General features: G+C 73.9%; 19 protein-coding genes, 1 pseudogene and 1 riboswitch. Of the genes and pseudogenes, 8 read left to right on the top strand and 12 right to left on the bottom strand.

Features of this window, described 5'->3' with window-relative positions; genetic code table 11:
* Positions 1–206: 206 nt before the first annotated feature.
* Together AB0G14_RS19505 and AB0G14_RS19500 are read right to left on the bottom strand one after the other, a co-directional pair.
* Entirely contained in the window at positions 207–932 is a 726-nt protein-coding gene (locus tag AB0G14_RS19505) for a hypothetical protein (RefSeq protein ID WP_357699213.1), read from the bottom strand.
* On the bottom strand, positions 925–1,407 hold the full coding sequence (locus AB0G14_RS19500) for a sigma-70 family RNA polymerase sigma factor (RefSeq protein WP_357699211.1): 483 nt from the start codon (positions 1,405–1,407) through the stop codon (positions 925–927). Before AB0G14_RS19500 ends, AB0G14_RS19505 begins: the two co-directional genes overlap by 8 nt.
* Before the next feature lie 98 nt (positions 1,408–1,505).
* On the opposite strand from AB0G14_RS19500, the gene AB0G14_RS19495 reads away from it, so the two are divergent.
* The 3 genes and pseudogenes from AB0G14_RS19495 to AB0G14_RS19485 all read left to right on the top strand — a co-directional run.
* Entirely contained in the window at positions 1,506–1,655 is a 150-nt protein-coding gene (locus AB0G14_RS19495) for a hypothetical protein (RefSeq protein ID WP_357699209.1), read from the top strand.
* Between the two features lie 95 nt (positions 1,656–1,750).
* Positions 1,751–2,512: a VOC family protein gene (locus tag AB0G14_RS19490; protein WP_357699207.1), complete on the top strand. Its 762-nt coding sequence runs from the start codon at positions 1,751–1,753 to the stop codon at positions 2,510–2,512.
* A 33-nt stretch (positions 2,513–2,545) separates the two neighbouring features.
* A pseudogene (locus AB0G14_RS19485) lies at positions 2,546–2,819 on the top strand (transposase); the annotation flags it as partial.
* A gap of 51 nt (positions 2,820–2,870) precedes the next feature.
* Here the strand turns inward: AB0G14_RS19485 and AB0G14_RS19480 are convergent.
* From AB0G14_RS19480 to AB0G14_RS19460, 5 genes are all read right to left on the bottom strand, one after another.
* Positions 2,871–3,281 carry a VOC family protein gene (locus tag AB0G14_RS19480; RefSeq protein WP_357699205.1) on the bottom strand — a complete coding sequence of 137 codons (411 nt, stop codon included), beginning with the start codon at positions 3,279–3,281 and terminating at the stop codon, positions 2,871–2,873.
* Between the two features lie 193 nt (positions 3,282–3,474).
* On the bottom strand, positions 3,475–4,350 hold the full coding sequence (locus AB0G14_RS19475) for an ABC transporter ATP-binding protein (protein WP_357699203.1): 876 nt from the start codon (positions 4,348–4,350) through the stop codon (positions 3,475–3,477).
* Entirely contained in the window at positions 4,347–5,450 is a 1,104-nt protein-coding gene (locus AB0G14_RS19470) for an iron ABC transporter permease (protein ID WP_357699201.1), read from the bottom strand. The genes AB0G14_RS19475 and AB0G14_RS19470 overlap by 4 nt, the downstream gene beginning before the upstream one ends.
* 13 nt (positions 5,451–5,463) lie before the next feature.
* Entirely contained in the window at positions 5,464–6,399 is a 936-nt protein-coding gene (locus tag AB0G14_RS19465; RefSeq protein WP_357699199.1) for an ABC transporter substrate-binding protein, read from the bottom strand.
* A gap of 111 nt (positions 6,400–6,510) precedes the next feature.
* A riboswitch (cobalamin riboswitch) is annotated at positions 6,511–6,593 on the bottom strand.
* 166 nt (positions 6,594–6,759) lie between these two features.
* On the bottom strand, positions 6,760–8,640 hold the full coding sequence (locus AB0G14_RS19460; protein WP_357699197.1) for a M14 family metallopeptidase: 1,881 nt from the start codon (positions 8,638–8,640) through the stop codon (positions 6,760–6,762).
* A gap of 212 nt (positions 8,641–8,852) precedes the next feature.
* Here AB0G14_RS19460 and AB0G14_RS19455 point away from each other — a divergent pair, with 212 nt between their 5' ends.
* On the top strand, positions 8,853–10,208 hold the full coding sequence (locus AB0G14_RS19455; RefSeq protein WP_357699195.1) for a C39 family peptidase: 1,356 nt from the start codon (positions 8,853–8,855) through the stop codon (positions 10,206–10,208).
* A gap of 69 nt (positions 10,209–10,277) precedes the next feature.
* Here the strand turns inward: AB0G14_RS19455 and AB0G14_RS19450 are convergent, their stop codons facing one another.
* From AB0G14_RS19450 to mqnE, 3 genes are read right to left on the bottom strand one after another with little or no spacing between them, the layout of a single operon-like run.
* Positions 10,278–10,553 carry a DUF4229 domain-containing protein gene (locus tag AB0G14_RS19450; protein WP_357699221.1) on the bottom strand — a complete coding sequence of 92 codons (276 nt, stop codon included), beginning with the start codon at positions 10,551–10,553 and terminating at the stop codon, positions 10,278–10,280.
* Positions 10,554–10,599: 46 nt separating this feature from the next.
* Complete coding sequence (locus AB0G14_RS19445) at positions 10,600–11,022, bottom strand: hypothetical protein (RefSeq protein WP_357699193.1); 423 nt, start codon at positions 11,020–11,022, stop codon at positions 10,600–10,602.
* Positions 11,023–11,045: 23 nt separating this feature from the next.
* A complete protein-coding gene (mqnE, locus tag AB0G14_RS19440; RefSeq protein ID WP_357699191.1) occupies positions 11,046–12,215 on the bottom strand; it encodes an aminofutalosine synthase MqnE in 1,170 nt (389 codons plus the stop codon).
* Positions 12,216–12,458: 243 nt separating this feature from the next.
* Between mqnE and AB0G14_RS19435 the strand changes: the two genes are divergently transcribed.
* The 4 genes from AB0G14_RS19435 to AB0G14_RS19420 all read left to right on the top strand — a co-directional run bounded on the left by AB0G14_RS19435 (position 12,459) and on the right by AB0G14_RS19420 (position 18,363).
* A complete protein-coding gene (locus AB0G14_RS19435; RefSeq protein ID WP_357699189.1) occupies positions 12,459–14,018 on the top strand; it encodes an NlpC/P60 family protein in 1,560 nt (519 codons plus the stop codon).
* 165 nt (positions 14,019–14,183) lie between these two features.
* Positions 14,184–15,644 carry a hypothetical protein gene (locus AB0G14_RS19430; protein WP_357699187.1) on the top strand — a complete coding sequence of 487 codons (1,461 nt, stop codon included), beginning with the start codon at positions 14,184–14,186 and terminating at the stop codon, positions 15,642–15,644.
* A gap of 118 nt (positions 15,645–15,762) precedes the next feature.
* A complete protein-coding gene (locus AB0G14_RS19425; RefSeq protein ID WP_357699185.1) occupies positions 15,763–17,634 on the top strand; it encodes a DEAD/DEAH box helicase in 1,872 nt (623 codons plus the stop codon).
* A 108-nt stretch (positions 17,635–17,742) separates the two neighbouring features.
* Positions 17,743–18,363, top strand: coding sequence for a putative glycolipid-binding domain-containing protein (locus AB0G14_RS19420; RefSeq protein ID WP_357699219.1), 621 nt, complete (start codon positions 17,743–17,745; stop codon positions 18,361–18,363).
* Between the two features lie 48 nt (positions 18,364–18,411).
* Here AB0G14_RS19420 and AB0G14_RS19415 read toward each other — a convergent pair whose 3' ends face one another.
* Together AB0G14_RS19415 and AB0G14_RS19410 are read right to left on the bottom strand one after the other, a co-directional pair.
* The gene (locus AB0G14_RS19415) at positions 18,412–19,503 is read right to left on the bottom strand and encodes a PLP-dependent cysteine synthase family protein (RefSeq protein WP_357699183.1); all 1,092 of its coding nucleotides are present in this window, start codon (positions 19,501–19,503) and stop codon (positions 18,412–18,414) included.
* A 22-nt stretch (positions 19,504–19,525) separates the two neighbouring features.
* The gene (locus AB0G14_RS19410) at positions 19,526–20,353 is read right to left on the bottom strand and encodes an SDR family oxidoreductase (RefSeq protein ID WP_357699181.1); all 828 of its coding nucleotides are present in this window, start codon (positions 20,351–20,353) and stop codon (positions 19,526–19,528) included.
* Positions 20,354–20,403: the final 50 nt, after the last annotated feature.

The raw sequence follows: 20,403 nt of genomic DNA, 5'->3' as shown, positions 1-20,403 counted from the left end.
TGACCCCGATACTCCCGAACCCGCTTCTGCCCCGGCTGAACACCCATCGCTTCACCTCTCCGACAAGGTGTTGCGACGACCGGTTGAATCCGCCCGGTGAGCGCGGCGGTCGTCCGGGGCGGTGTGCCGGCGGGGGCACGCCCGTCCCGGATCTCGGTGATCCGCTGCTGGCCCCACGCCCGTCACTACGGGCCACGACGGTCGCGTCAGTACGCCGGCGCCCGCATCAGCACCGCGCCGTCGGCGCCGAGCACGGTGATCTCCGTGAACTCGACCGCGCTGGCGGTCCAGCTGTCGGCCCGGACGATGTACGTCCCGTTGACCACCGGCGCCTCGACGCTGTAACCGCGGTCGGTCCGCACCCGCACACGCGTCGCACCCTCGGGCGCGAGCCCCTCCATCACGCTCGCGTAACCCAGGGGGAGATCGCTCAGGGTGAGCACGGTTACGCCGCCGGCGACGGCACAGGTGCGCGGCGGGCAGTACAGCGGGTCCTGCCCCGGGTCCATCCGGCTGCTGCTCGAAATCCTGAGGTCGCCCCCGGGACGGGCCAGGCAGAAGGCGAGATCGGTGCCGTTGACGACGATGGCGGCGCGGCGTCCGTCGCGCCACTCCACGGCGTTGACCAGCCGGTCGCCCGGGCCACCCACCCGGCACTGGGTCAGCACATCGGCGCGTTCCGGCTCCACCATCGCGGTCAGCGGCCGGCCCGGCCCGGCGTCGCCGAGCAGTCGCGGCCCGACCTGCCACAACCCGACCCCGACGACCAGCACGAACGCGGTTGCCAGTGCGGTCGCCAGCGTGCCCGGCCAGCCGCGTCGCGTGGGGCTCTCGGCCCGCTGGACGATCTCACCCAGCGGGGTGACCGGCAGCCGCTCGTCGGCGAGCAACCGGTCGAAAGCGTCACGGACCTGCTGCTTCGGGTCAGTCATCGAGGTGCTCCCTGAGGGCGGCGAGTCCACGGTGCAGAAGGGTCTTGACGGTGCCGGCGGGGCAGCCGAGCGTCTCGGCGATCTCCCGCTCCGGCAGGTCGAGGTAGTAGCGGAGGAACAACGCGGCGCGCTGCCGGGGCCGGACCCGGCGCAGCGCCGCCCGTACCGACGCGGACTCGTGCGGCGCCGTGACCGGGTGCGTCGGGTCGGCGAAGGCGTGCCGCCGTTCGAGGATGCGCCGTCGTACCCAGGAGGTGCAGCGGCTGGCCACCGCCCGCCGCAGCCAGCGCTCCGGTTCCCGCACCTGGGCGCGGCGGCGGTACAGGTCGATGAACGCCTCCTGGACGATGTCCTCCGCCGCGGCGGCGCTACCCGTGGTCAGGTACGCGAACGCCACCATCCCGCGGAAGTGCCGCTCGTACGTCGTCCCGAAGACGTCGTCCGCGACGTCCGCGAGCGCTGTCCGGCCTGTCATGCCCACTCCGCTCCCGCCCGCCGTCGAAGCGGGCGACACCGTACAGGCGCACGACGGCCGGCGACGGTTTCAGCCATCGGCGACCCCGCCGGGGGTGGATGGGTTCACAGGTAGCCGGGCCAGCGGCCGGCGACGCCCCGCTGTCCGCCGAACCGCTGTCGATGGGCATGCTCGTGGTCCGGGTGGTGCTGCTGACGGCGCTGGCCGCGTGGGCGTGCCGGCGCGGCGAGGGTCGACGGTTCAGCTGACGTTTCGTCCGATCCGCCCCGTGGCGCGGCGGGTCGGTGCCACGATGCCGGCAGGGGCGTGCCGTCGTGGTCGCCCCCCGCCGAGAGGGGTCGACGTGAGCACCGTCCCGCCGGGCACGCCCTGCTGGGCCGACCTCGCCACCCCCGGTCTCGCCGACGCGCGACGGTTCTACCCGGAGCTGTTCGGGTGGACGGGCCGGATAGACCCGGAGCCCGAGGCGGGCGGCTACACGGTCTTCCTGCTCGGCGGACGGGCGGTGGCGGGCGCGGGACCGCCGGCCATCCCCGACCAGGTGCCGATCTGGTCGACGTACCTGGCGACGGACGACGCGGACCTCGTGGCCGGCCGGGTCGAGCGGGCCGGCGGGCAGGTGGTGGTGCCGCCGTTCGAGGTGTTCGACCGGGGGCGGATGGCGGTCTTCACCGACCCGGCCGGGGCCGCCTTCAGCGTCTGGCAGCCGATGGCGATGCCGGGGGCCGAGGTGTTCGACACCCCGGGCGCGCTGACCTGGACCGAACTGGTCACCCCCGACCCGGACGGCGCCAAGGTCTTCTACGAGCTGGTCTTCGGCTGGCACCCGGACGACCAGCCGGCAGGCCCGATCACCTACACCGGCTGGCGGCTCGGCACCCGGATCGTGGCCGGCATGGTGCCGCCGCTGGGCGACGGGTTCCCGGCGGACACGCCCGCGTACTGGTCGGTGTACTTCGCGGTGGCCGACGCCGACGCGGCCGCCGCCCGCGCCGCCGAGCTGGGCGGCACGATCCTAGTCCCGCCCCAGGACGCCCCGGCGGGCCGCTTCGCCGCCCTCCGCGACCCCCACGGCGCCCTCTTCAACATCCTCACCCGCCCCTAGAGGGTGCGTATCGAGGTCCGTGTCGGTAGTTGGCAGTTCATCGACGCGATCCGGTGGCGGATCCGGGTCGGTGCCCCGTGGCGGGACGTCCCGGCCTGCTACGGCTCCTGGCCGGCGGCGTACGCGTTGTTCCGCCGCTGGCAGCGCGACGGGACCTCGGCCCGCATCATGACCGCGTCGCAGACCCTCGCGGACGCGGCCGGCCGCATCACCTGGGACGTGTCTGTGGGCTCGACGACCGCCCGAGCGCCCCAGCATGCCGCTGGCGCCCGGAAAAGGGGATCTGCAGGCAGAAACGCCTGGTGGCTACACATCGCCGCGATCAACGAATGGCTTCGACCCACTTCAGATACACGCTCTACTCGCTCTTGGGCCAGATGAGGCCCTGGTCGGTCCAGGTGACACCCTTGTTGTGGCAGAGGCAGAACGGGTGGCCGACGGGGTCGGTGTAGACGCGCCAGCCGTAGCCGTCGGGGCCGATGGAGTCCTGCTGCAGGGTCGCGCCGAGGGCCAGGACGCGGCTCTGTTCCGCCTCGATGTCGTCAACTTCGAAGTCGAGATGGAACTGCTTGGGGTGCTCGCTGTCGGGCCACTGCGGGGCGCGGTAGTTATCCACCCGGATAAAGGCCAGCTCGATCTCGCCAAACCGGATACCGGCCCAGTTGCCGTGGCTGCCCTCCTTGACCGGGCGACCCGTCACCTCTGAATAGAAGGCTGCCAGCTCCATCGTGTCCGGGCAGTCGATGATGAAATCGGTGAGTCGCAGCATCCGGCGATCTTGCCACAAGATCAAACAGCCGGAGTGTGAGACAGGCCCTACCCCCCCTCGCCCACCCATCCCGCCCCCACTCACGTTGATCATGAGGTTGTTGCGGCGACACGCCGGGCGGGCGACAACAACTTCATGATCAACGGCAGGAGCCCGGGGGGCGGGAGCGCGGGGGCGGGAGGGGGGAGGGAAGTCAGGGGTGGGGGTGGGGGCGGACGGGGACTACCAGGGGGCCGTGGTCGCCGTCGACGACGCGGACGGTGGCGCGGTACCAGGTGGCGAGGAGCTGCTCGGTCAGCACCTCGCGCGGGGTGCCGGCGGCGACCACCCTGCCGTCGGCGAGGAGCACCATGCGGTCGGCGTACTCGCCGGCTATCGAGAGGTCGTGCATCGTGGCGAGCACGGTCAGGCCGTGCTCACGGCGGAGCCGGTCGACCAGCTCCAGCACCTCCTGCTGATGGCCGATGTCCAGGGCGCTGGTCGGCTCGTCCAGCAGCAGCAGGGTCGCGCCCTGGGCCAGCGCCCGGGCCAGGAAGACCCGCTGCCGCTCGCCGCCGGAGAGGGTGGCCAGCTCCCGGTCCCGAAACCCGGTCAGGTCCAGCCCGTCGAGCACGTCGTACGCGGCGGCCAGGTCGGCGGCCGACTCCCGGCCCAGCGGCGGGATGTACGGGGTGCGGCCCAGCAGCACGTAGTCGAGCACCGACATGCCCGCCGGCACGACCGGGGACTGCGCCACGGTCGCCACCACCCGGGCCCGGTCGCGGCGGCGCAGCGCCTCGCTCGGCGTACCGAAGAGGGAGATCGCGCCCGGCGCGGACAGCAGGCCGCCGACGGCGCGCAGCAGGGTCGACTTCCCGGCGCCGTTCGGGCCGATCACGGTGACCCACTCGCCCGGCGCGACGGTCAGGTCGACGCCGCCGAGGATCGGCGTGCCGTCGAGGCGGACGTGCAGGTCGCGGACCTCGACGGCGGGGACGGTCGTCCGGTCACCGCCGGCCGGCGGCTGCGGGGCGGGCAGGCGCGTCCCGCCGTCCGCCGGCCGCGGTGCCGGCGCACGTCGCGCGCTCATCCGAGTACCCGCCGGGAGGTGCGCAGGACCAGGACGAAGAACGGGCCGCCGAGCAGCGCGGTGACCACGCCGATCGGCACCTCCGCCGGGGCGGCGACGGTGCGCGCGACCACGTCCGTCAGGGCCAGGAAGGCGCCGCCGAAGAGCAGCGAGAGCGGCAGGATCACCCGGTAGCTCGATCCCGCCAGCAGCCGTACGGTGTGCGGCACGATGATCCCGACGAAGCCGATCAGCCCGGAGGCGGAGACCGCGGCGGCGGTGCCGAGCGAGGCGGCGGCGATCAGCAGGTAGCGGGACCGCTGCGGGTGCAGCCCGAGGCCGGTCGCCTCGTCGTCGCCGACGGAGAGCACGTCCAGCTCCCGCCGGTGCAGCAGCACCACCAGGGCGGTGAGGAGGAAGTACGGCAGCACCAGCCGGACGTCGTGCCAGCCGGCGGTGGCGAGCCGCCCGAGCAGCCAGGAATAGACCTGCTGGATGCTGTCGGAGTTGCGTTGCAGCAGGTAGGTCTGCCCGGCGGAGAGGAACGCGGAGACGGCCACCCCGGCCAGGATCAGCGTCGCCGTGGAGCGGGCGCGCCCGCCGGACGCCCCGAGCAGGTAGGTCATCGCCACCGCGCCGAGCGCGCCGACGAAGGCGGCCAGCGGGATGGTGAGCGGCAGCCCGGTGAGTGCGCCGCCCGCCCCCACCCCGAGGGTGATCACGGCGGTGACCGCCAGCCCGGCGCCGGCCGCCACCCCGAGCAGGTACGGGTCGGCCAGCGGGTTGCGGAAGACGCCCTGGTAGCAGCCGCCGGCCAGGGCGAGCAGCCCGCCGACCAGCAGGCCGAGCACCACCCGGGGCAGCCGCAGCTCGGTGACGATGGCGATCTCCCGCTCGGTCAGCCCGCTGTCGATGTGTACCCCGGGGACGAGGTTGAGCAGCTCGGCCGCGACGCTGCCCGGCGGCAGGCTGACCGGGCCGAGCGACACCCCGGCGACCAGGGCGACCAGCACGGCGGCGACGCCGGCCACGAGCCAGCGCGGCCGCAGCCCGGCGGGCCGGGACGCGGGGAGCGTCCCGGCCCGCCGGGTGGGTCGTGCCGTGTCGAGGGCCTTGGTCATCGACGGGCGCGGCTCACGCGGGCACCTTGGCGACCGCGTCGATGATGGCCCGGAGCAGGTCCACGACGCGGGGGCCCCAGCGCGAGGCGACGTCGTCGTCGAGCGCGACGACCTGGTTGTTCTTGACCGCGGTGATGCCCGCCCAACCGGCGCGCGCCTTGACCGTCTCCGCGCTCTGCTGGCAGCACTTGGTGTCGGCGAGGAAGACGAAGTCCGGGTCCGCCTTGACGATGACCTCCTGCGACAGCTGCGGGTAGCCGCCGTTCTTGCCGTCGGCGTCGGCCGGGTCGGCGATGTTCTCCAGGCCGGCCATGGCGTAGAGCGAGCCGATGAAGGTCTTGCTGGTGGCGGTGTACAGCTCCGGGCCGAGCTCGTGGTAGTAGGTCAGCTTCTCGGCGCGCTGCGGCAGGCCGGCGACCAGCTTGGCGATGTCGTCCTTCATCCGCTTGGTCACGTCGGCCGCCTCGCCCGCGTGGCCGGTGAGCGTGCCCAGCTCGGTGATCTGCCGGTACGAGTCGTCCAGCGTGGTCGCGGCCGGGGTGAGGTAGACCGGGATCTTCAGCGTGGTGAGCTGCTCGACGATCTTGTTGCGGTCGTCCGAGAGCACCACCAGGTCGGGGCTCTTGCCGGCGATCGCCTCGGCGTTCGGGGAGAAGCCGGAGAGGTCGGTCTTCGGCGCGTCCGGCGGGTAGTTCGAGTTGTCGTCGACGGCCGTCACCTGCGGGCCGGCCCCGATCGCGAAGAGCATCTCGGTGGCCGACGCCGACAGCGACACGATCTTCTCGGGCCGCTTGTCGAGGGTGAGCTTGCCGACGGTGACCGGGTAGGCGGCCGCCGCGGAACTGCCGCCGGCGGCGGGCGTGTCGGTGGTCTTCTCGGCGCAGGCCCCGAGGGCCAGCGCGGCCACCGCGAGGGTCGCGGCGAAGAACCGGGGGGTACGTCTGAGCATCTGTCCTCCTGTCGGTCGAGGAGCGTGGTGCTTCGCCGACAGGGACCTCGTGCGCCCGTCCGCGAGGCGCCCTTCCTCGAGAGCGCGAGTCGCGACCACTGACGCAGGCGACCTGGCTCGTCCCCGCCGCACCCGGCCTCGGCCGGGAGTGGTGGGGCATCACAGTTGCGGGACAGCGCCGGTTTCGCACCGGCTTCGCTGCTAGTGGTCGGTAGAACCGTAGCGCACGCCCCGGACGTGCCTCGTCGATCCAGGTCGCATCGGCGCTTGTTGATCTACAACAGCAGCGATATGCCCTGGATCGACGCGTGCTGGGGGGTGGTGGGGCCCCGCCGGGGGCGGAACGGGGCCCCACCGGGCTCAGGAACTCGTGATGGTGACGTTGTCCACAGCCGCCTCGACCAGGCTCGCGCCCGAGGCGTCCGCCGCCTCGACCAGGATCCGCACCGACTGGCCGGCGTACGGGGTGAGGTTGGCGTTCGCCACCGCCCAGGCGCCGTTGCGGTTGGTGGCCGCCCCGGACTGCGTGAACAGGGCGGTGGTGCCGCCGTTGTGCACCACGCTGACCCGGAAGTAGTCGGCCGACGAGGCGTTCGACCCGTGCGCCAGGTACCAGGCCAGCGAGAGCGTCAGCGTGCCCGAGGACGGCAGGGTCACCGCCGGCGACCGGGCGCTGGTCACGCCGCCGTCGACGTCGTAGTCGCCCGCCCCGGTGCCGGCCAGCCGGCCGGTGACCAGGTCGTTGCTTCCGCCGTACGGGGTGAGCTGCTTGGCGCCGCTGGAGGTGGTCGCCTGGGCGGCGCCCCGCTCCCACGCCCCGAGGGTCGCGGTGTCGGTGCCGTTCGGGTTGGTGGTCCACCCGGTGGCCGTCTCGAAGGTGTCCGACCAGACCGTGGTGCCGCCGCCACCGCCGCAGTACTGCGCCTCCTTGCCGATGACCCGGTACGGGCAGTCGGCGTACTCGCTGAGCAGCAGCACCGCCTCCCGGTTGCGCGAGGTCTGGGCGGGGATCACCTCGTCGGGCGGGTAGAAGCCGCCACCGAGGGACGAGCCCGGGTACATCTCGAAGGTGTACGCCCAGATGCCGTGCTGCCCCCACATCCAGTCGATGCTGTCGCCGTCGGTGATGTAGAGGTCGCTGGACTGCTGCGGGGTGTAGCCGTTGGTGTTCGCCATCTGCTGACCGAGGGTGGCGAAGGTGTTGTACTGGTCGGCGCTCATGCCGGGAGCGGTGTTGTTGTAGGTGTAGCCGAACGGCCAGAGCACCAGCTCCGAGTACGTGTGGAAGTCGATGTTGGCCTTGATCTGCTGCGTGCCGCCGACCACCCGGCTGTTGACGAAGTTGCGCAGCGCCGCGGTCTCCGGGGCCGAGAACGCCGACGGGCCCCGGTAGGTCTCCGACGAGGTCGAGCCGGACGAGCCGCCGCAGCAGCCCCACTGGTAGGACCAGTTGCGGTTCAGGTCGGTGCCCACGTACGACGAGCCGCTGTTCGGCTGCCGGTTCTTGCGCCAGGAGCGGTAGGAGCCGGTGGCGATGTCGTACTCGCTGCCGTCCGGGTTGACCGTCGGCACGATCCAGATCTCCCGGCCGTTCACGATGTTGGTGATCCGGGAGTCGGTGCCGTAGCTGTCGGTGAAGAGGTTGAGCAGGTAGATCGCCATCTCGACGGTCAGGTGCTCGCGGGCGTGCTGCTGCGAGTTGAACAGGATCTCCGGCTCGGCCTCGTCGGTGCCGACGTTGTCGGAGATCTTCACCGCCATCAGGTCGCGGCCCTCGTACGAGGAGCCGATGCTGATCTTCCGGGCGATCGAGGGATGGTCCGCGACCACCTGGTTGACCACGGCGGTCAGTTCCGCGTAGTCGTGGTAGTTGGAGTCGGCGGGCGGGAAGGCGGTCGTGCCGACGTCCCCCTCGGCGTGGCTGTGGCCGTCGGCCGACGGGGCCGGGACCGCCTCCAGCCGGAAGCCGAGCCGGGTGATCGCCGCCGCCTCGGCGGGGGTGGCCGAGACGTTCAGCACGCCGTGCTCGACGTAGTCGATGGCGGCGCCGGTGCCGGCGACCGCGGTGCGGTCGGCCACCGTACGCGGGCCGAGCACCCGGTAGGACGACGCCGTCGGGGAGTCGGCGGCGCGCTCGGGTGTGGGCCGGGCGGTGGCCGGCGCGGCGGCGACGGTGAGCAGACCGAACCCGGCGGCGACGGCGAGCGCCAGGCGGCGGAGGGCGGGCTTGCGGAAGGCCATGGACAACCTCCTCGGGGGGCGGGAGAAGATCCCGCTCGGTGGAGGACACTCCACCATCGCTCACATGGTCATATCAACATTCATCGCTGTCTTGTTGCATGCCATCCTGATCCTCACACCGGCAAGGATTTTCCAACCGTCGACCTCTGGCGAAAGTTCCTTCCGAGCGGGACACTGACCGGCAACGATCCGCCCGTCTCTGCGGAGGACCCATGTCCAGACCACGCCTGCGCGCGGCCACCCTCGCGGCCGCCACCGCGCTCACCCTTCTCGGCACCGCGGCACCCGCCGTCGCCGCGCCCGTCGCCGCCTCGGCGACCACCCGCCCGGTGGTCCACGACGAGCAGATCACCTTCCAGGACTGGTCCCGCTACCCCGACTGGCGTCAGGGCAGCCACGCCGGCACGCGGGCCGTCCCCGGCCTCCGGCCGGGCGTCACGCTGGCCACGCCGCTCGGCACCACCGACTACACCGACCCGCACACCGGCATCACCAAGAGCTGGGAGTACGCGACCTGGACCTCCCCGGTCACCCAGGTCGGGTTCGACGCCACCGAGCTGATCGCCTCGTGGAACGCGGACACCCCGGCCGGCACCTGGATCCAGGTGGAGCTGCAGGGCACTTACAACACCGGCGTCCAGACCAAGTGGTACGTGATGGGGCGGTGGGCCTCCGGCGACGCCGACATCAAGCGCACCAGCGTGAACCGGCAGGGCGACCCCTGGTCGACCATCTGGACCGACACCTTCAGCATCGACGACGCCTCCGTCGGGGTGCTGCTGCGGGCGTACCAGCTGCGGCTGACCCTCTACCGGGCACCGGGACAGCACGCCGCGCCGGTGGTGCACACGCTGGGCGCGATGAGCTCGAACGTGCCCGACCGGTTCACCGTCGAGCCGAGCGCCGGCGGCATCGCCTGGGGCCGGGAACTCGCCGTCCCCCGCTACTCGCAGAACATCCACACCGGCCACTACCCCGAGTACGACGGCGGCGGCCAGGCCTGGTGCTCCCCCACCTCCACCACGATGGTGATCGAGTACTGGGGCCGGAAGGCGTCCGAGGAGGACACCGCCTGGGTCGACCCGACCTACCCGGACCCGACGGTCAACCACGCCGCCCGGATGGTCTACGACTACCAGTACGACGGCGCCGGCAACTGGCCGTTCAACACCGCGTACGCGGCCAGCTTCCCCGGCCTGGAGGCGCGGGTCACCCGGCTGCACTCGCTGGACGAGGTGGAGCGCTTCATCGCCGCCGGCATCCCGGTGGTGACCAGCCAGTCCTTCCTGGCCAGCGAGCTGGACGGCGCGGGCTACGGCACCTCGGGGCACCTGTTCGTGATCGTCGGCTTCACCGCCGAGGGCGACGTGATCGTGAACGACCCCGCCTCGTCCAGCAACGAGGCGGTGCGCAACGTCTACCCGCGCGAGCGGTTCGAGCAGATCTGGCTGCGGACCAAGCGGATCAACGCCAGCGGCGGGGTCTCCGGTGGCTCCGGCGGCGTCGTCTACCTGATCAAGCCCGAGCGGATGCCGTGGCCGACGGTCGCCGGCTCCACCAACTGGTGACCTGACGGTCCGACGGAACGGTCGAGGGGTTCGCGTCACCCGGGTCCGCCCCGGGGCGCGAGCCCCTCGTCACTTCTCGGCGGCGGGGCCGTCCGGGTCCTGGTCGTCGCCGGCGAGGGCGGAGCGGAGGCGCTCCTTCTCGGTGCGGCGCCGCTCGGCGGCCTCGGCCATCTCCACCGCCATCTCGTCCCGCCAGCCCTTGAGCAGGAAGAACGAGGCGGCGGCCGAGAAGGCCAGCGCCAGCATCAGCTTGACGAAGAGGTTCATGTCGACCAGCCAGAGGGCCGCCAGCACGGCGACGAACAGCCCGATCCGGCCCAGCGTGTACTTGACCGCCGCGCTCACGTTCCGCACTCCGTTCTCCGCCGCCGGGGTGACCCCGGCGGAAGGTTCAGCCCGTCCGGCGGGCCAGCCAGTGGACGCCGTGGAACCAGACCACCGCGTACCCGAGGGTGAACGCCGCCGCGCCCAGCCCGCCGGAGACCAGCGGGGCGAGCCCGGCGGCCAGGCCGGCCACCACCAGCCCGGCGACCAGCCCCACCGCGCCCGCCACGAGCGCCGCCACCACCCGCGCCGCCCCGAACTCCCAGGCCCGGAAGTCGTCCCAGAACAGCCACGCCGGCAGGATGATCGCCAGCCAGCCGTTGGCCCGGCCGAAGTCGCCGCTGCCGATCAGCGTGAACGCCCAGTCGAACAGCACCACCGCCAGCACGCCGATGACCAGGCCGGCCAGGCTCACCCCGAGCAGGTCGCCCAGGGTGAGGATGCGCCCCTCGGCGTCGCGCCGGGGGAACCCGCTCCGCTGCTCGGTCATGGCCTACGAGATTACGTGCCGGCTCAGGCCCAGACCTGCTGCGGTTCGGCGCGGCGCTCCGCCAGGGACGGGGCGGCGTCGTACTCGCGGACCACCTCGTAGCGGGTGTTCCGCTCGACGGGGCGGAAGCCGGCGTCCCAGATCAGGTGCAGCAGGTCGTCCCGGTGCATCGTGTTCGGGGTGCCGTACGAGTCGGCGTCGTGGGTGATCTTGTATTCGACGACCGAGCCGTCCAGGTCGTCCACGCCGAAGTTGAGCGAGAGCTGGGCCACCGAGAGGCCGTGCATCACCCAGAAGCACTTCACGTGCGGGACGTTGTCGAACAGCAGCCGGGAGACCGCGAAGGTCTTGAGCGACTCGGCCGGCGAGGCCATCGTCGTCCGCGCCTGGATCCGGTTGCGGATCTTGCCGTCCGCCGAGTCGACGAAGTCGTGCTGGTAGCGCAGCGGGATGAAGACCGCGAAGCCGCCGGTCTCGTCCTGCAGCTCGCGCAGCCGCAGCACGTGGTCGACCCGGTGCCGGGGCTCCTCGATGTGGCCGTAGAGCATGGTCGCCGGGGTCTTCATGCCCTTGCTGTGCGCCAGGGCGTGGATCCGCGACCAGTCCTCCCAGTGGCAGGCGTGGTCGACGATGTGCTGGCGGACCTCCCAGTCGAAGATCTCCGCGCCGCCGCCGGTCAGCGACTCCAGGCCGGCGTCCATCAGCTCGTCGAGGATCTCGTCGGCGCTCAGCCCGCTGATCTTCTCGAACCACTGCACCTCGGTCGCGGTGAAGCACTTGAGCTTGACGTTCGGCAGCGCCGCCTTCAGCTCGCGCAGCACCTTGGGGTAGTAGCGCCAGGGCAGGGTCGGGTGCAGGCCGTTGACGATGTGCAGCTCGGTGAGCTGCTCGTCCTCCATCTCCTTGGCCTTGCGGACCGCCTCGTCGATGCGCATCGTGTAGGCGTCCTTCTCGCCCGGCTTGCGCTGGAACGAGCAGTACGCGCACGAGGCGGAGCAGACGTTGGTCAGGTTGAGGTGCCGGTTGACGTTGAACATCACCCGGTCGCCGTTGAGCTCCGTACGCCGGTGGTGGGCCAGCCGCCCCAGCCACGTCAGGTCGTCGCTGTCGTAGAGGGCGATGCCGTCCTCGCGGGTCAGCCGCTCGCCGGCGTACACCTTCGCTTCGAGCTCACGCTTGAGTCCGGCGTCCATCGAAAGCCACGTCCCTTCCACCTGCGGTAGGAATCGAGCCTACGTCCACCTGCCGACGCCGCCGCAGCACGGTCGGCCCCCGTGGGCCGATTCACCGAACTCTCAGCCTCCCGTTACCTCTCGACGCATCGACATGGCTGCGTGGGTGAGGTAAGACAGGATGGGACGTTCGCCACACACTGGTAGCGTCCTCACGGCCGCGTCCACCTGGCGCGGCGACACCCACGCCGGACGGGGAGCGGAATGGTCGACAGCGGGCGCGGGCGACGGCAGCGACGACGGAGTCCGGTGATCTCGCCGGTGCTGCGTCCGGCGCTCTGGTCCGCCCTGCTCGGAGCCGTCGCCGCCACGGTCCTCGCCAACCCGGTCCACGCCGACCCGGCGCTGCCCAGCAGCGTCCCCGACACCGGCCTCCGGCCGGCCGTCACCGGTCAGCTCCAGCTCCCCGGCGGCGCGCCCGTCACCGGGGCGCCGGGCCTCGGCGGGGTGCCGGGCGTGCCGGCCGGCAACCTGATCGACGGCCCGCTTGCCACCCAGATCTACGCCGCCGAGGCCCAGGTCGGGCAGCTCCGCGACCAACTGCTCGTGCTGCTGCAGAAGCGCACCGAGGCCGAGGGCCAGCGGGCCACCGCCGAACGCGATCTCGCACTCGCCCGGGACGCGCTGGCCCGCGCCCAGGAGGGCGCCGACGCCGCCGCCGCGGGCGCGTTCAAGGCCGCCGCCGCCCTCCCGCCCGGCGAGTTCGCCAACGACCTGCACGAGCTGAGCCGGCTCTCCCGGATCATCCGCGGCGAGAAGGCCGAGGGCGGCACCACCGCCGCCGAGGGCGAGCTGTCCCGGGCCCGCACCGGCGAGCAGGTGGCCGGCCAGGCACTGATCTCGGCCGAGTCCCGGCTCAAGGGCGCCCAGACGGAGTACGCCGCCGGCGAGAAGGCCCTGCGCGACGCCGAGGCGAAGCTGGCCAAGCTGCGCCGGGACAACGCCGCGCAGCTCATCGAGCTCGAGCGCCAGCAGGAGGCCCTCGACCAGCAGCTCGGCGCCGGCTACGTCGGCAACGAGACGGCCAACGGCCTGGCCGCCCACCCCACGGCTCTGAAGGCCCTGGCGTACGCCAAGGCGCAGCTCGGTGACCCCTACCTGTGGGCGGCCGAGGGGCCGGACAGGTTCGACTGCTCCGGCCTGATCTACGCCGCCTACCGGTCGGCGGGCTACTACGGGCTGCCCCGGGTCTCCCGGGACCAGTACTACGCCACCCGGTCCCGCACCGTGTCCCGCAGCGCGCTGCTCCCCGGTGACCTGCTCTTCTTCGCCTCCGGCACGAGCTGGACGACGATCCACCACATGGGCATGTACGTCGGCGGCGGCAAGATGATCCACGCGCCGACCACCGGCGACGTCGTCAAGATCTCCACGGTGCGCTGGTCCCGGCTCTACGCCGCCACCCGGGTGATCGGGGCGGTGCCCGCGCCGACGAGCACCCCGTCGCCGTCGCCGACGCAGACCAAGCCGCCCTCGCCGAAGCCGACGGAGAGCCCCAAGCCGACCCCGAAGCCCACCTCCCCGTCGCCGTCCCCGTCGACCTCGCCCTCGGCGACCCCCACCGGTTCGCCGTCGCCCACGACGTCGCCCAGCGCGTCGACCTCGCCGTCGCCGTCGCCGAGCGGGTCGTCGCCGGCGGCGACCCGCTCGGCCTCGTCGGAGCCGAGCGCCACGTCCGGCAGCGTGGCGCCGACCACGGCGGCGAGCAGCACCGACCCGGAGGGCAGCACGTCGGCCACCGCCTCGGCCAGCACGGGTAGCTGACCGGGACACGCCGGCTCCGCCCGGCGCTCCGATGCCGTCGGCACGGGCCACCGCCCCGGAACGCACTCCGGCTGTGCCGCCGGGCCGGAATATGGCACCGTGACAGTCAGGCACGCCCGGTCCGACGTCGCGGATCCGGGCGCGAGCGCGGCGCGGAGGGCGAGCATGGCCGAGCAAGAGGTTCCGGCGCAGCCGGTCGACCACGGATCCACGCCCGATCGGAGCCGCGCCGACGCCTTGGCGCCCACCGGCGGGTCCATCGCGACCTCGGCCGACGGCAGCCCGGCGTCGGGCACCGGCTCCGCGGGCACGTCGGGGCCGTCGACGGAGCCGCCCGCCGACGACGTACGCCGACAGCCCGCCCGGGGCCGGGTGAGCGTGGCCACCGCGGCCGCGCCCGGCGAGGGCGACGCGGCACCGTCGGCGCGCCCGATCGCCGGCACCACCTACCGGGCCACCGGTGCGGCCGCTCCGGCCGGCACGCCGGTCCCCGAGCAGCGGGCCGCGGCGGCCCGGGCCAGCGCCGCCGTGCCCGGGATGCGACGGGTCTCCGCCGACGAGGCCTCGGCCATCCGGTCGCGCACGGGCGAGGCGAGGGTCTACCGGGCGGCGCCGGTCAACCCGGAGCCGCCGGAGCCCGCCCAGCCGCCGGAACCGGCGCAGCCGCCCAGGCCGCCGGCGCCGGAGCCCGAGCCGGCGCCGGCCCCCGTGCCGCCGGTGCCCGGCCCGAACCCGCCGTCCCCGACCCCGCCGGTCCCGACCCCGACCCCGCCGGTCCCGACCCCGCCGATCCCCGTCCCGGCGCCGCCCAGGCCGGGGCCCACCCCACCGGGCCCGGTGCCGCCCGTGCCGGGTCCGCCGACGCCGCCGCCGGGGCCGCCGGTGCCCGCCCCGCCGCCACCGCCCGGCCCGATGCCGGCGCCGCCGTTCCCGCCGCCGCCCGCCACGGCCACCGCGCCCGTCCCGGCCCCGCCGGCAGCGCCCGCGAGCCCGCCGGCGTCCCCGGTCCCGTCTGTCTCCGCGCCGCCGGCCTCCGCACCGCCGGCCCCCACGCGGTCGTTCACCACGCCGTCGGTCTCTCCGCCGCTGCTCTCCGCCCCGCCGCCGTTCGCCGCGCCGCAGGTCTCCGCGCCGCCGGCGTCCGCGCCGCCGGTACCCGCTCCCGCGCTGCCGACCTGGCCGGCGCCGACCAGCTTCGGTGACCGCCGGCCGGGCGGCACCGAGCCGGCCACGGCCTCCCGGGAGGCGCGCCGGCCGACCGATCGCCCCGCCGACGCGGGTCGTGGCGGGGGCCCGGCGGCACCGGGCGGGCGGCCCGACGCCGCCCCCGCTGGGCGCTTGGACGGCGGGACCGACCTGGGCACGATCTACGGCGCCAGCTCGGAAGGCCCGGGCTTCGCCACCGTCTCCTTCCCGACCAACCCGCTGGAGAACTCCGGCTCGTTGACCGGGCACATCCTGGCCCAGGGCTGGACGGAGACCCCCACCGAGGAGCGGTCCAGCACGGCCAGGGTCGTGATCGTCCTGGCCGCCTCGCTGGGTCTGCTCGTGGCGATCAGCGTGCTGGTCGTCCTGCTGGCCACCGACACGGTGGGCGGTCTGGTGGGCGGCGTCCTGACCAAGTGAGCCGCCCGGCGACGACCATGGTGAGCCCGCCCACTACCGATCCGTGGTGCGGTGGCGGGTTCGCCGCTGCGCCGTACACTGGTGGAGATCACTGACCCGGCGCGCGTCGTGCGCGCCCATGGGCGATCTTGCGGGCGATTCGGCGGCGTTCAGCTGCGGCAGGCCAACGCGAAGATGCGCCCCGCTCGAAAGGCATTTCTTGACCGCGTTTGCTGAACCCAGCACGTTTCCGTCCGCCCTCGACACCACCGGCGCGCAGGCCCTCGTCGAACGGGACGCCACCCCGCAGGACTCCGCCACACCGGTGACGGCCGAGGCCACCGACTTCGCCGCGCTGGGGCTGCCCCAGCCGCTGGTCCGCACACTCGCCCGGCAGGGCATCACCGCCCCGTTCGAGATCCAGCGCGCCACCATGCCGGACGCGCTCGCCGGCCGGGACGTCCTCGGTCGGGGCCAGACCGGTTCCGGCAAGACCCTGGCCTTCGGCCTGCCGCTGCTGGCCCGGGTGGCCGACGGCGAGCGGGCCCGGCCGCTGCACCCGCGGGCCCTGGTCCTGGTGCCGACCCGCGAGCTCGCCATGCAGGTCAACGACGCGCTGCTGCCGCTCGGCAAGGCCGTCGGCGTGTTCCTGAAGACCGCCGTCGGCGGCGTGCCGTACGACCGACAGATCGACGCCCTGCGGCGCGGCGTGGAGATCGTCGTGGCCACCCCGGGCCGGCTAGGCGACCTGATCGCCCGGGGCGTGTGCCACCTGGACGACGTGGAGATCACCGTCCTCGACGAGGCCGACCAGATGGCCGACATGGGCTTCCTGCCCGAGGTCACCGAGCTGCTGGCGAAGACGCCGGCGGGCACCCAGCGGCTGCTCTTCTCGGCCACTCTGGACGGTGACGTCGACGCGCTGGTCAAGCGGTTCATGACCGACCCGGTGACCCACTCGACCGCCCCGTCCACCGCATCGGTGTCCACCATGGACCACCACATGCTGCTGATCCCGCCGCACGACAAGTTCCCGGTGGCGGCGTCCATCGCGGCCCGGGACGGGCGGACCATGGTCTTCGCCCGCACCCAGCTCGGCGTCGACCGGCTGGTCGAGCAGCTCGCCGCCGTGGGCGTACGCGCGGGTGGCCTGCACGGCGGCAAGACGCAGCGGATGCGTACCCGCACGCTGGCCGAGTTCCGTGAGGGTCGGATGAACGTCCTGGTCGCCACGGACGTGGCGGCCCGGGGCATCCACGTGGACGGCGTCTCGCTGGTGCTGCACGTCGACCCGCCGAAGGACCCGAAGGACTACCTGCACCGCGCGGGGCGTACCGCTCGGGCCGGGGAGTCGGGCGCGGTCGCCACGCTGGTGCTGCCGAAGCAGCGCCGGACGACCCTCGCCATGCTGGAGAAGGCCGGCGTGGCGCCGGCCGAGACCCGGGTGCGCGCCGGCGACCCGGCGCTCGCCGAGCTGACCGGCGCCCGCGAGCCGAGCGGCGTCCCGGTCCGCAACGAGCCTGAGGAGCCGCGCCGGCACGGCGACCGGCCGGGCGGCCCGCGCCGCTTCGGCGACCGCGACGCCCGGGGCGAGCGCCGCTACGGCGACCGCCGCGGCTACGGCGACCGCCCCCAGGGCGAGCGCCGCTACGGCGACCGGCCCACCGACGGCCGCGGCTACGGTGAGCGGGGCTTCGCGGACCGGGGCGAGCGGCGCCACGGCGACCGGCCCTACGGCGACCGGCCGCAGGGCGAGCGCCGCTACGGCGACCGGCCCACCGACGGCCGCGGCTACGGCGACCGCCCCCAAGGCGAACGCCGCTACGGCGACCGGCCTACCGACGGCCGGAGCTACGGGGACCGGCCGACCGAGGGACGCGGCTACGGCGAGCGCGGCGAGCGGCGCTTCGGCGACCGGGGCGGCTTCCGGCCCGAGGGCCGGGGTCGCGACGACCGGCCGCGCGACGAGCGGCGGGGCTTCGGCGGGCGACCGCCGGCGCGTACCCACTGATCACGAGCACCGACCGGAACGCCGTCGCGGAGCCCACGCTCCACGGCGGCGTTTCCGCATCCGCTGCCGGTGTCGGTCGCGTCGCGTAACGTCCGGCTCATGCCGACCATGCCGAAGTCGCTCATCTGGACCCGGACGGACACCGCCGGCACGGAGCACGCGCTGTTCGACGACGGCCGGGGGCTGACCGCTCGGGGCACGCTCACGGCCGTCGACCCGGTCCCCTACACCTGTCGCTACCAGCTCACCACCGACCCGGAGTGGGTGACCGCCCGGGCCGAGGTCGAGGTGGAGGGCTCCGGGTGGCTGCGGAGCGTACGCCTGGAACGGGCTGGCGACCGGTGGCGGGTGACCACCGGCGAGCAGGGCGACCTGGACGCGGCGCTGCGGGCCGCCGGCCATCCGCCCGCCGGGCTGCCCGGCACGGACGACCCGGACCGGCTGGCCGAGGCGCTGGACGTCGACCTCGGCGGTTCGCCGCTGTTCAACGCCCTGCCGGTGCACCGTCTCGGGTTGCCCCGCGCGCCGGCCGACACGCCGCACCGGGTCGCCGTCGCCTGGGTGCTGGTGCCCAGCCTGATGGTGGTGCCCGCCGAGCAGGTCTACACGCCGCTCGGCCCCGGCCGGGTCCGCTTCACCAGCGACACGTTCACCGCCGACATCGACCTCGACGCCGACGGCTACGTGGTGCGCTACCCGGGGTTGGCCGAGCGCGTCGACCCGCGCTGACCGCCCGGCCCCGTGCCGGGGTCGACCAGCCGGACGTGCCGCCGTGGGTCAGGCCGGCCAGGCGCCGTCGGCGAGGAAGCGCTCGATCGTCGCCAGGTGCGGGTCCAGGTCGAGCCCCTGGGCGGCCACCCAGTCGTCGGCGTAGTAGGTGTCGGCGTAGCGGTCGCCGGCGTCGCAGATCAGGGTGACCACCGAGCCGGTGCGGCCCTCGGCGAGCATCTCCGCGATCAGCCCGAAGGCACCCCACAGGTTCGTGCCGGTCGAGCCGCCCACCCGGCGGCCGAGCACGGCCGAGCCGGCCCGCATGGCGGCCAGCGAGGCGGCGTCGGGCACCTGGACCATCCGGTCCACCACCGAGGGCAGGAACGACGCCTCCACGGTCGGCCGGCCGATCCCCTCGATCCGCGAGCCGCGCCCGGTGCGGACCGACCAGTCGGCCGCCTGCCAGGCGGGATAGAACGCGGAGTTCTCCGGGTCGACCACGCAGAGCTTGGTGGCCAGCCGCCGGTAGCGGGCGTACCGGCCGATGGTGGCGCTGGTGCCGCCGGTGCCGGCGCCCACCACGATCCACGTCGGCACGGGGTGCCGTTCCAGGGCGAGCTGCGCGTAGATCGACTCGGCGATGTTGTTGTTGCCCCGCCAGTCGGTGGCCCGCTCGGCGAAGGTGAACTGGTCCATGAAGCGCCCGCCCGAGTCCTCCGCCAGCCAGCGGGCCTCGACGACCACCTTGGCCGGGTCGTCGACGAGGTGGCAGCGGCCGCCCTGGAACTCGATCTGGGCGATCTTCTCCGGCGAGGTGGAGGCCGGCATCACCGCGATGAACGGCAGCCCCAGCATCCGCGCGAAGTACGCCTCCGAGACCGCCGTCGAGCCGGAGGACGCCTCGACGATCGTGGTGCCCGGCCCGATCCAGCCGTTGCACAGCCCGTAGAGGAAGAGCGAGCGGGCCAGCCGGTGCTTGAGGGAGCCGGTGGGGTGCACCGACTCGTCCTTCAGGTAGAGGTCGATCCCCCAGGCCCTGGGCAGCGGGAACGGCAGCAGGTGGGTGTCGGCGGACCGGTTGGCGTCCGCCTCGACGGTGGCGATCGCATCGGTCACCCAGCGCCGGCTGGCCTCGTCGCACCGGTCGAGATGAGTCACGTCCGAAACCTAGCAAGCCCGCTCAGCGCGGCTCGGCTCCGGCCCGGCGGCGCTGGCGGCGCTGACCCGCCCGGCCGGCCGCGAGGATCAGCGGGGCGAGCCGCACGGCCGGGCCGGGCAGCGCGTCGAGCAGCCGGACCTGCGCGCCGCGCCAGCGCGGCACGCTGACCACCGGGCGGGGTCGGCGGGCCAGGCGCGCGGCCCGGCGGGCCACCCGCTCGGGGTGCAGCAGCGTCCCGGTGAAGGAGGCCGCGGCGCCCGGGTCGTCGAGCCTGTCGTGCAGCATCGGCGTCCAGATCCCGTCCGGGCAGAGGCACGACACGTGTACGCCCCGGTGCCCGGCCAGCCGCAGGTCGGCGAGGGTGCCGATGCTGAAGGCCACCAGGGCGTGCTTGCTGGCCGCGTAGACGGTCTCGCCGGGGGTGGCCACCAGCCCGGCCAGCGAGACGACGTTGACCACGTGCCCGTGCCCCTGCGCCCGCATGACGGCCAGCGCGGCGAGGGTGCCGTTCATCGCACCGAGGGTGTTCACCTCGACCACCCGGCGGCGGGTCGCCGCGTCGTGCTCCCAGGACGGGCCGGTGACGAGGATGCCGGCGTTGTTCACCCAGAGGCCGAGCCCGCCCCGGCCGGCCGCCTCGGCGGCGACGGCGGCGCAGGCGGCCTCGTCGCGGACGTCCAGCGGGCGGGACCAGCCGCCGAGCGGCGCGGCGGCGTCGGCCACCGCCCCGGCGTCGAGGTCGGTGAGGAGCACCGGCCAGCCGTCGGCGTGCAGGGCGGCGGCGATGGCCCGGCCGAGGCCGCCGGCGGCACCGGTGACCACGGCCGCCCCGGGGACGGGCTTCGTCATCGGCGCACGCTATCGCCGCCCACGGCGGGACGCCAGAGCCGGCGGGACGG

This window comes from Micromonospora sp. NPDC023814 (assembly GCF_040639595.1).
GTDB lineage: Bacteria > Actinomycetota > Actinomycetes > Mycobacteriales > Micromonosporaceae > Micromonospora.
The sequence above is the reverse complement of the archived record's forward strand: the minus strand, read 5'-3'. Positions and strand labels throughout refer to the sequence as shown.

Bases quoted from the DNA above. Each gene is read 5' to 3' on its own strand.
- AB0G14_RS19435 (WP_357699189.1), top strand. From the start codon at position 12,459: ATGGTCGACAGCGGGCGCGGGCGACGGCAGCGACGACGGAGTCCGGTG.
- AB0G14_RS19430 (WP_357699187.1), top strand. From the start codon at position 14,184: ATGGCCGAGCAAGAGGTTCCGGCGCAGCCGGTCGACCACGGATCCACG.
- AB0G14_RS19500 (WP_357699211.1), bottom strand. From the start codon at position 1,407: ATGACAGGCCGGACAGCGCTCGCGGACGTCGCGGACGACGTCTTCGGG.
- AB0G14_RS19505 (WP_357699213.1), bottom strand. From the start codon at position 932: ATGACTGACCCGAAGCAGCAGGTCCGTGACGCTTTCGACCGGTTGCTC.
- AB0G14_RS19455 (WP_357699195.1), top strand. From the start codon at position 8,853: ATGTCCAGACCACGCCTGCGCGCGGCCACCCTCGCGGCCGCCACCGCG.
- AB0G14_RS19495 (WP_357699209.1), top strand. From the start codon at position 1,506: ATGGGTTCACAGGTAGCCGGGCCAGCGGCCGGCGACGCCCCGCTGTCC.
- AB0G14_RS19480 (WP_357699205.1), bottom strand. From the start codon at position 3,281: ATGCTGCGACTCACCGATTTCATCATCGACTGCCCGGACACGATGGAG.
- mqnE (WP_357699191.1), bottom strand. From the start codon at position 12,215: ATGGACGCCGGACTCAAGCGTGAGCTCGAAGCGAAGGTGTACGCCGGC.
- AB0G14_RS19470 (WP_357699201.1), bottom strand. From the start codon at position 5,450: ATGACCAAGGCCCTCGACACGGCACGACCCACCCGGCGGGCCGGGACG.
- AB0G14_RS19465 (WP_357699199.1), bottom strand. From the start codon at position 6,399: ATGCTCAGACGTACCCCCCGGTTCTTCGCCGCGACCCTCGCGGTGGCC.
- AB0G14_RS19460 (WP_357699197.1), bottom strand. From the start codon at position 8,640: ATGGCCTTCCGCAAGCCCGCCCTCCGCCGCCTGGCGCTCGCCGTCGCC.
- AB0G14_RS19410 (WP_357699181.1), bottom strand. From the start codon at position 20,353: ATGACGAAGCCCGTCCCCGGGGCGGCCGTGGTCACCGGTGCCGCCGGC.
- AB0G14_RS19425 (WP_357699185.1), top strand. From the start codon at position 15,763: ATGGGCGATCTTGCGGGCGATTCGGCGGCGTTCAGCTGCGGCAGGCCA.
- AB0G14_RS19475 (WP_357699203.1), bottom strand. From the start codon at position 4,350: ATGAGCGCGCGACGTGCGCCGGCACCGCGGCCGGCGGACGGCGGGACG.
- AB0G14_RS19420 (WP_357699219.1), top strand. From the start codon at position 17,743: ATGCCGAAGTCGCTCATCTGGACCCGGACGGACACCGCCGGCACGGAG.
- AB0G14_RS19445 (WP_357699193.1), bottom strand. From the start codon at position 11,022: ATGACCGAGCAGCGGAGCGGGTTCCCCCGGCGCGACGCCGAGGGGCGC.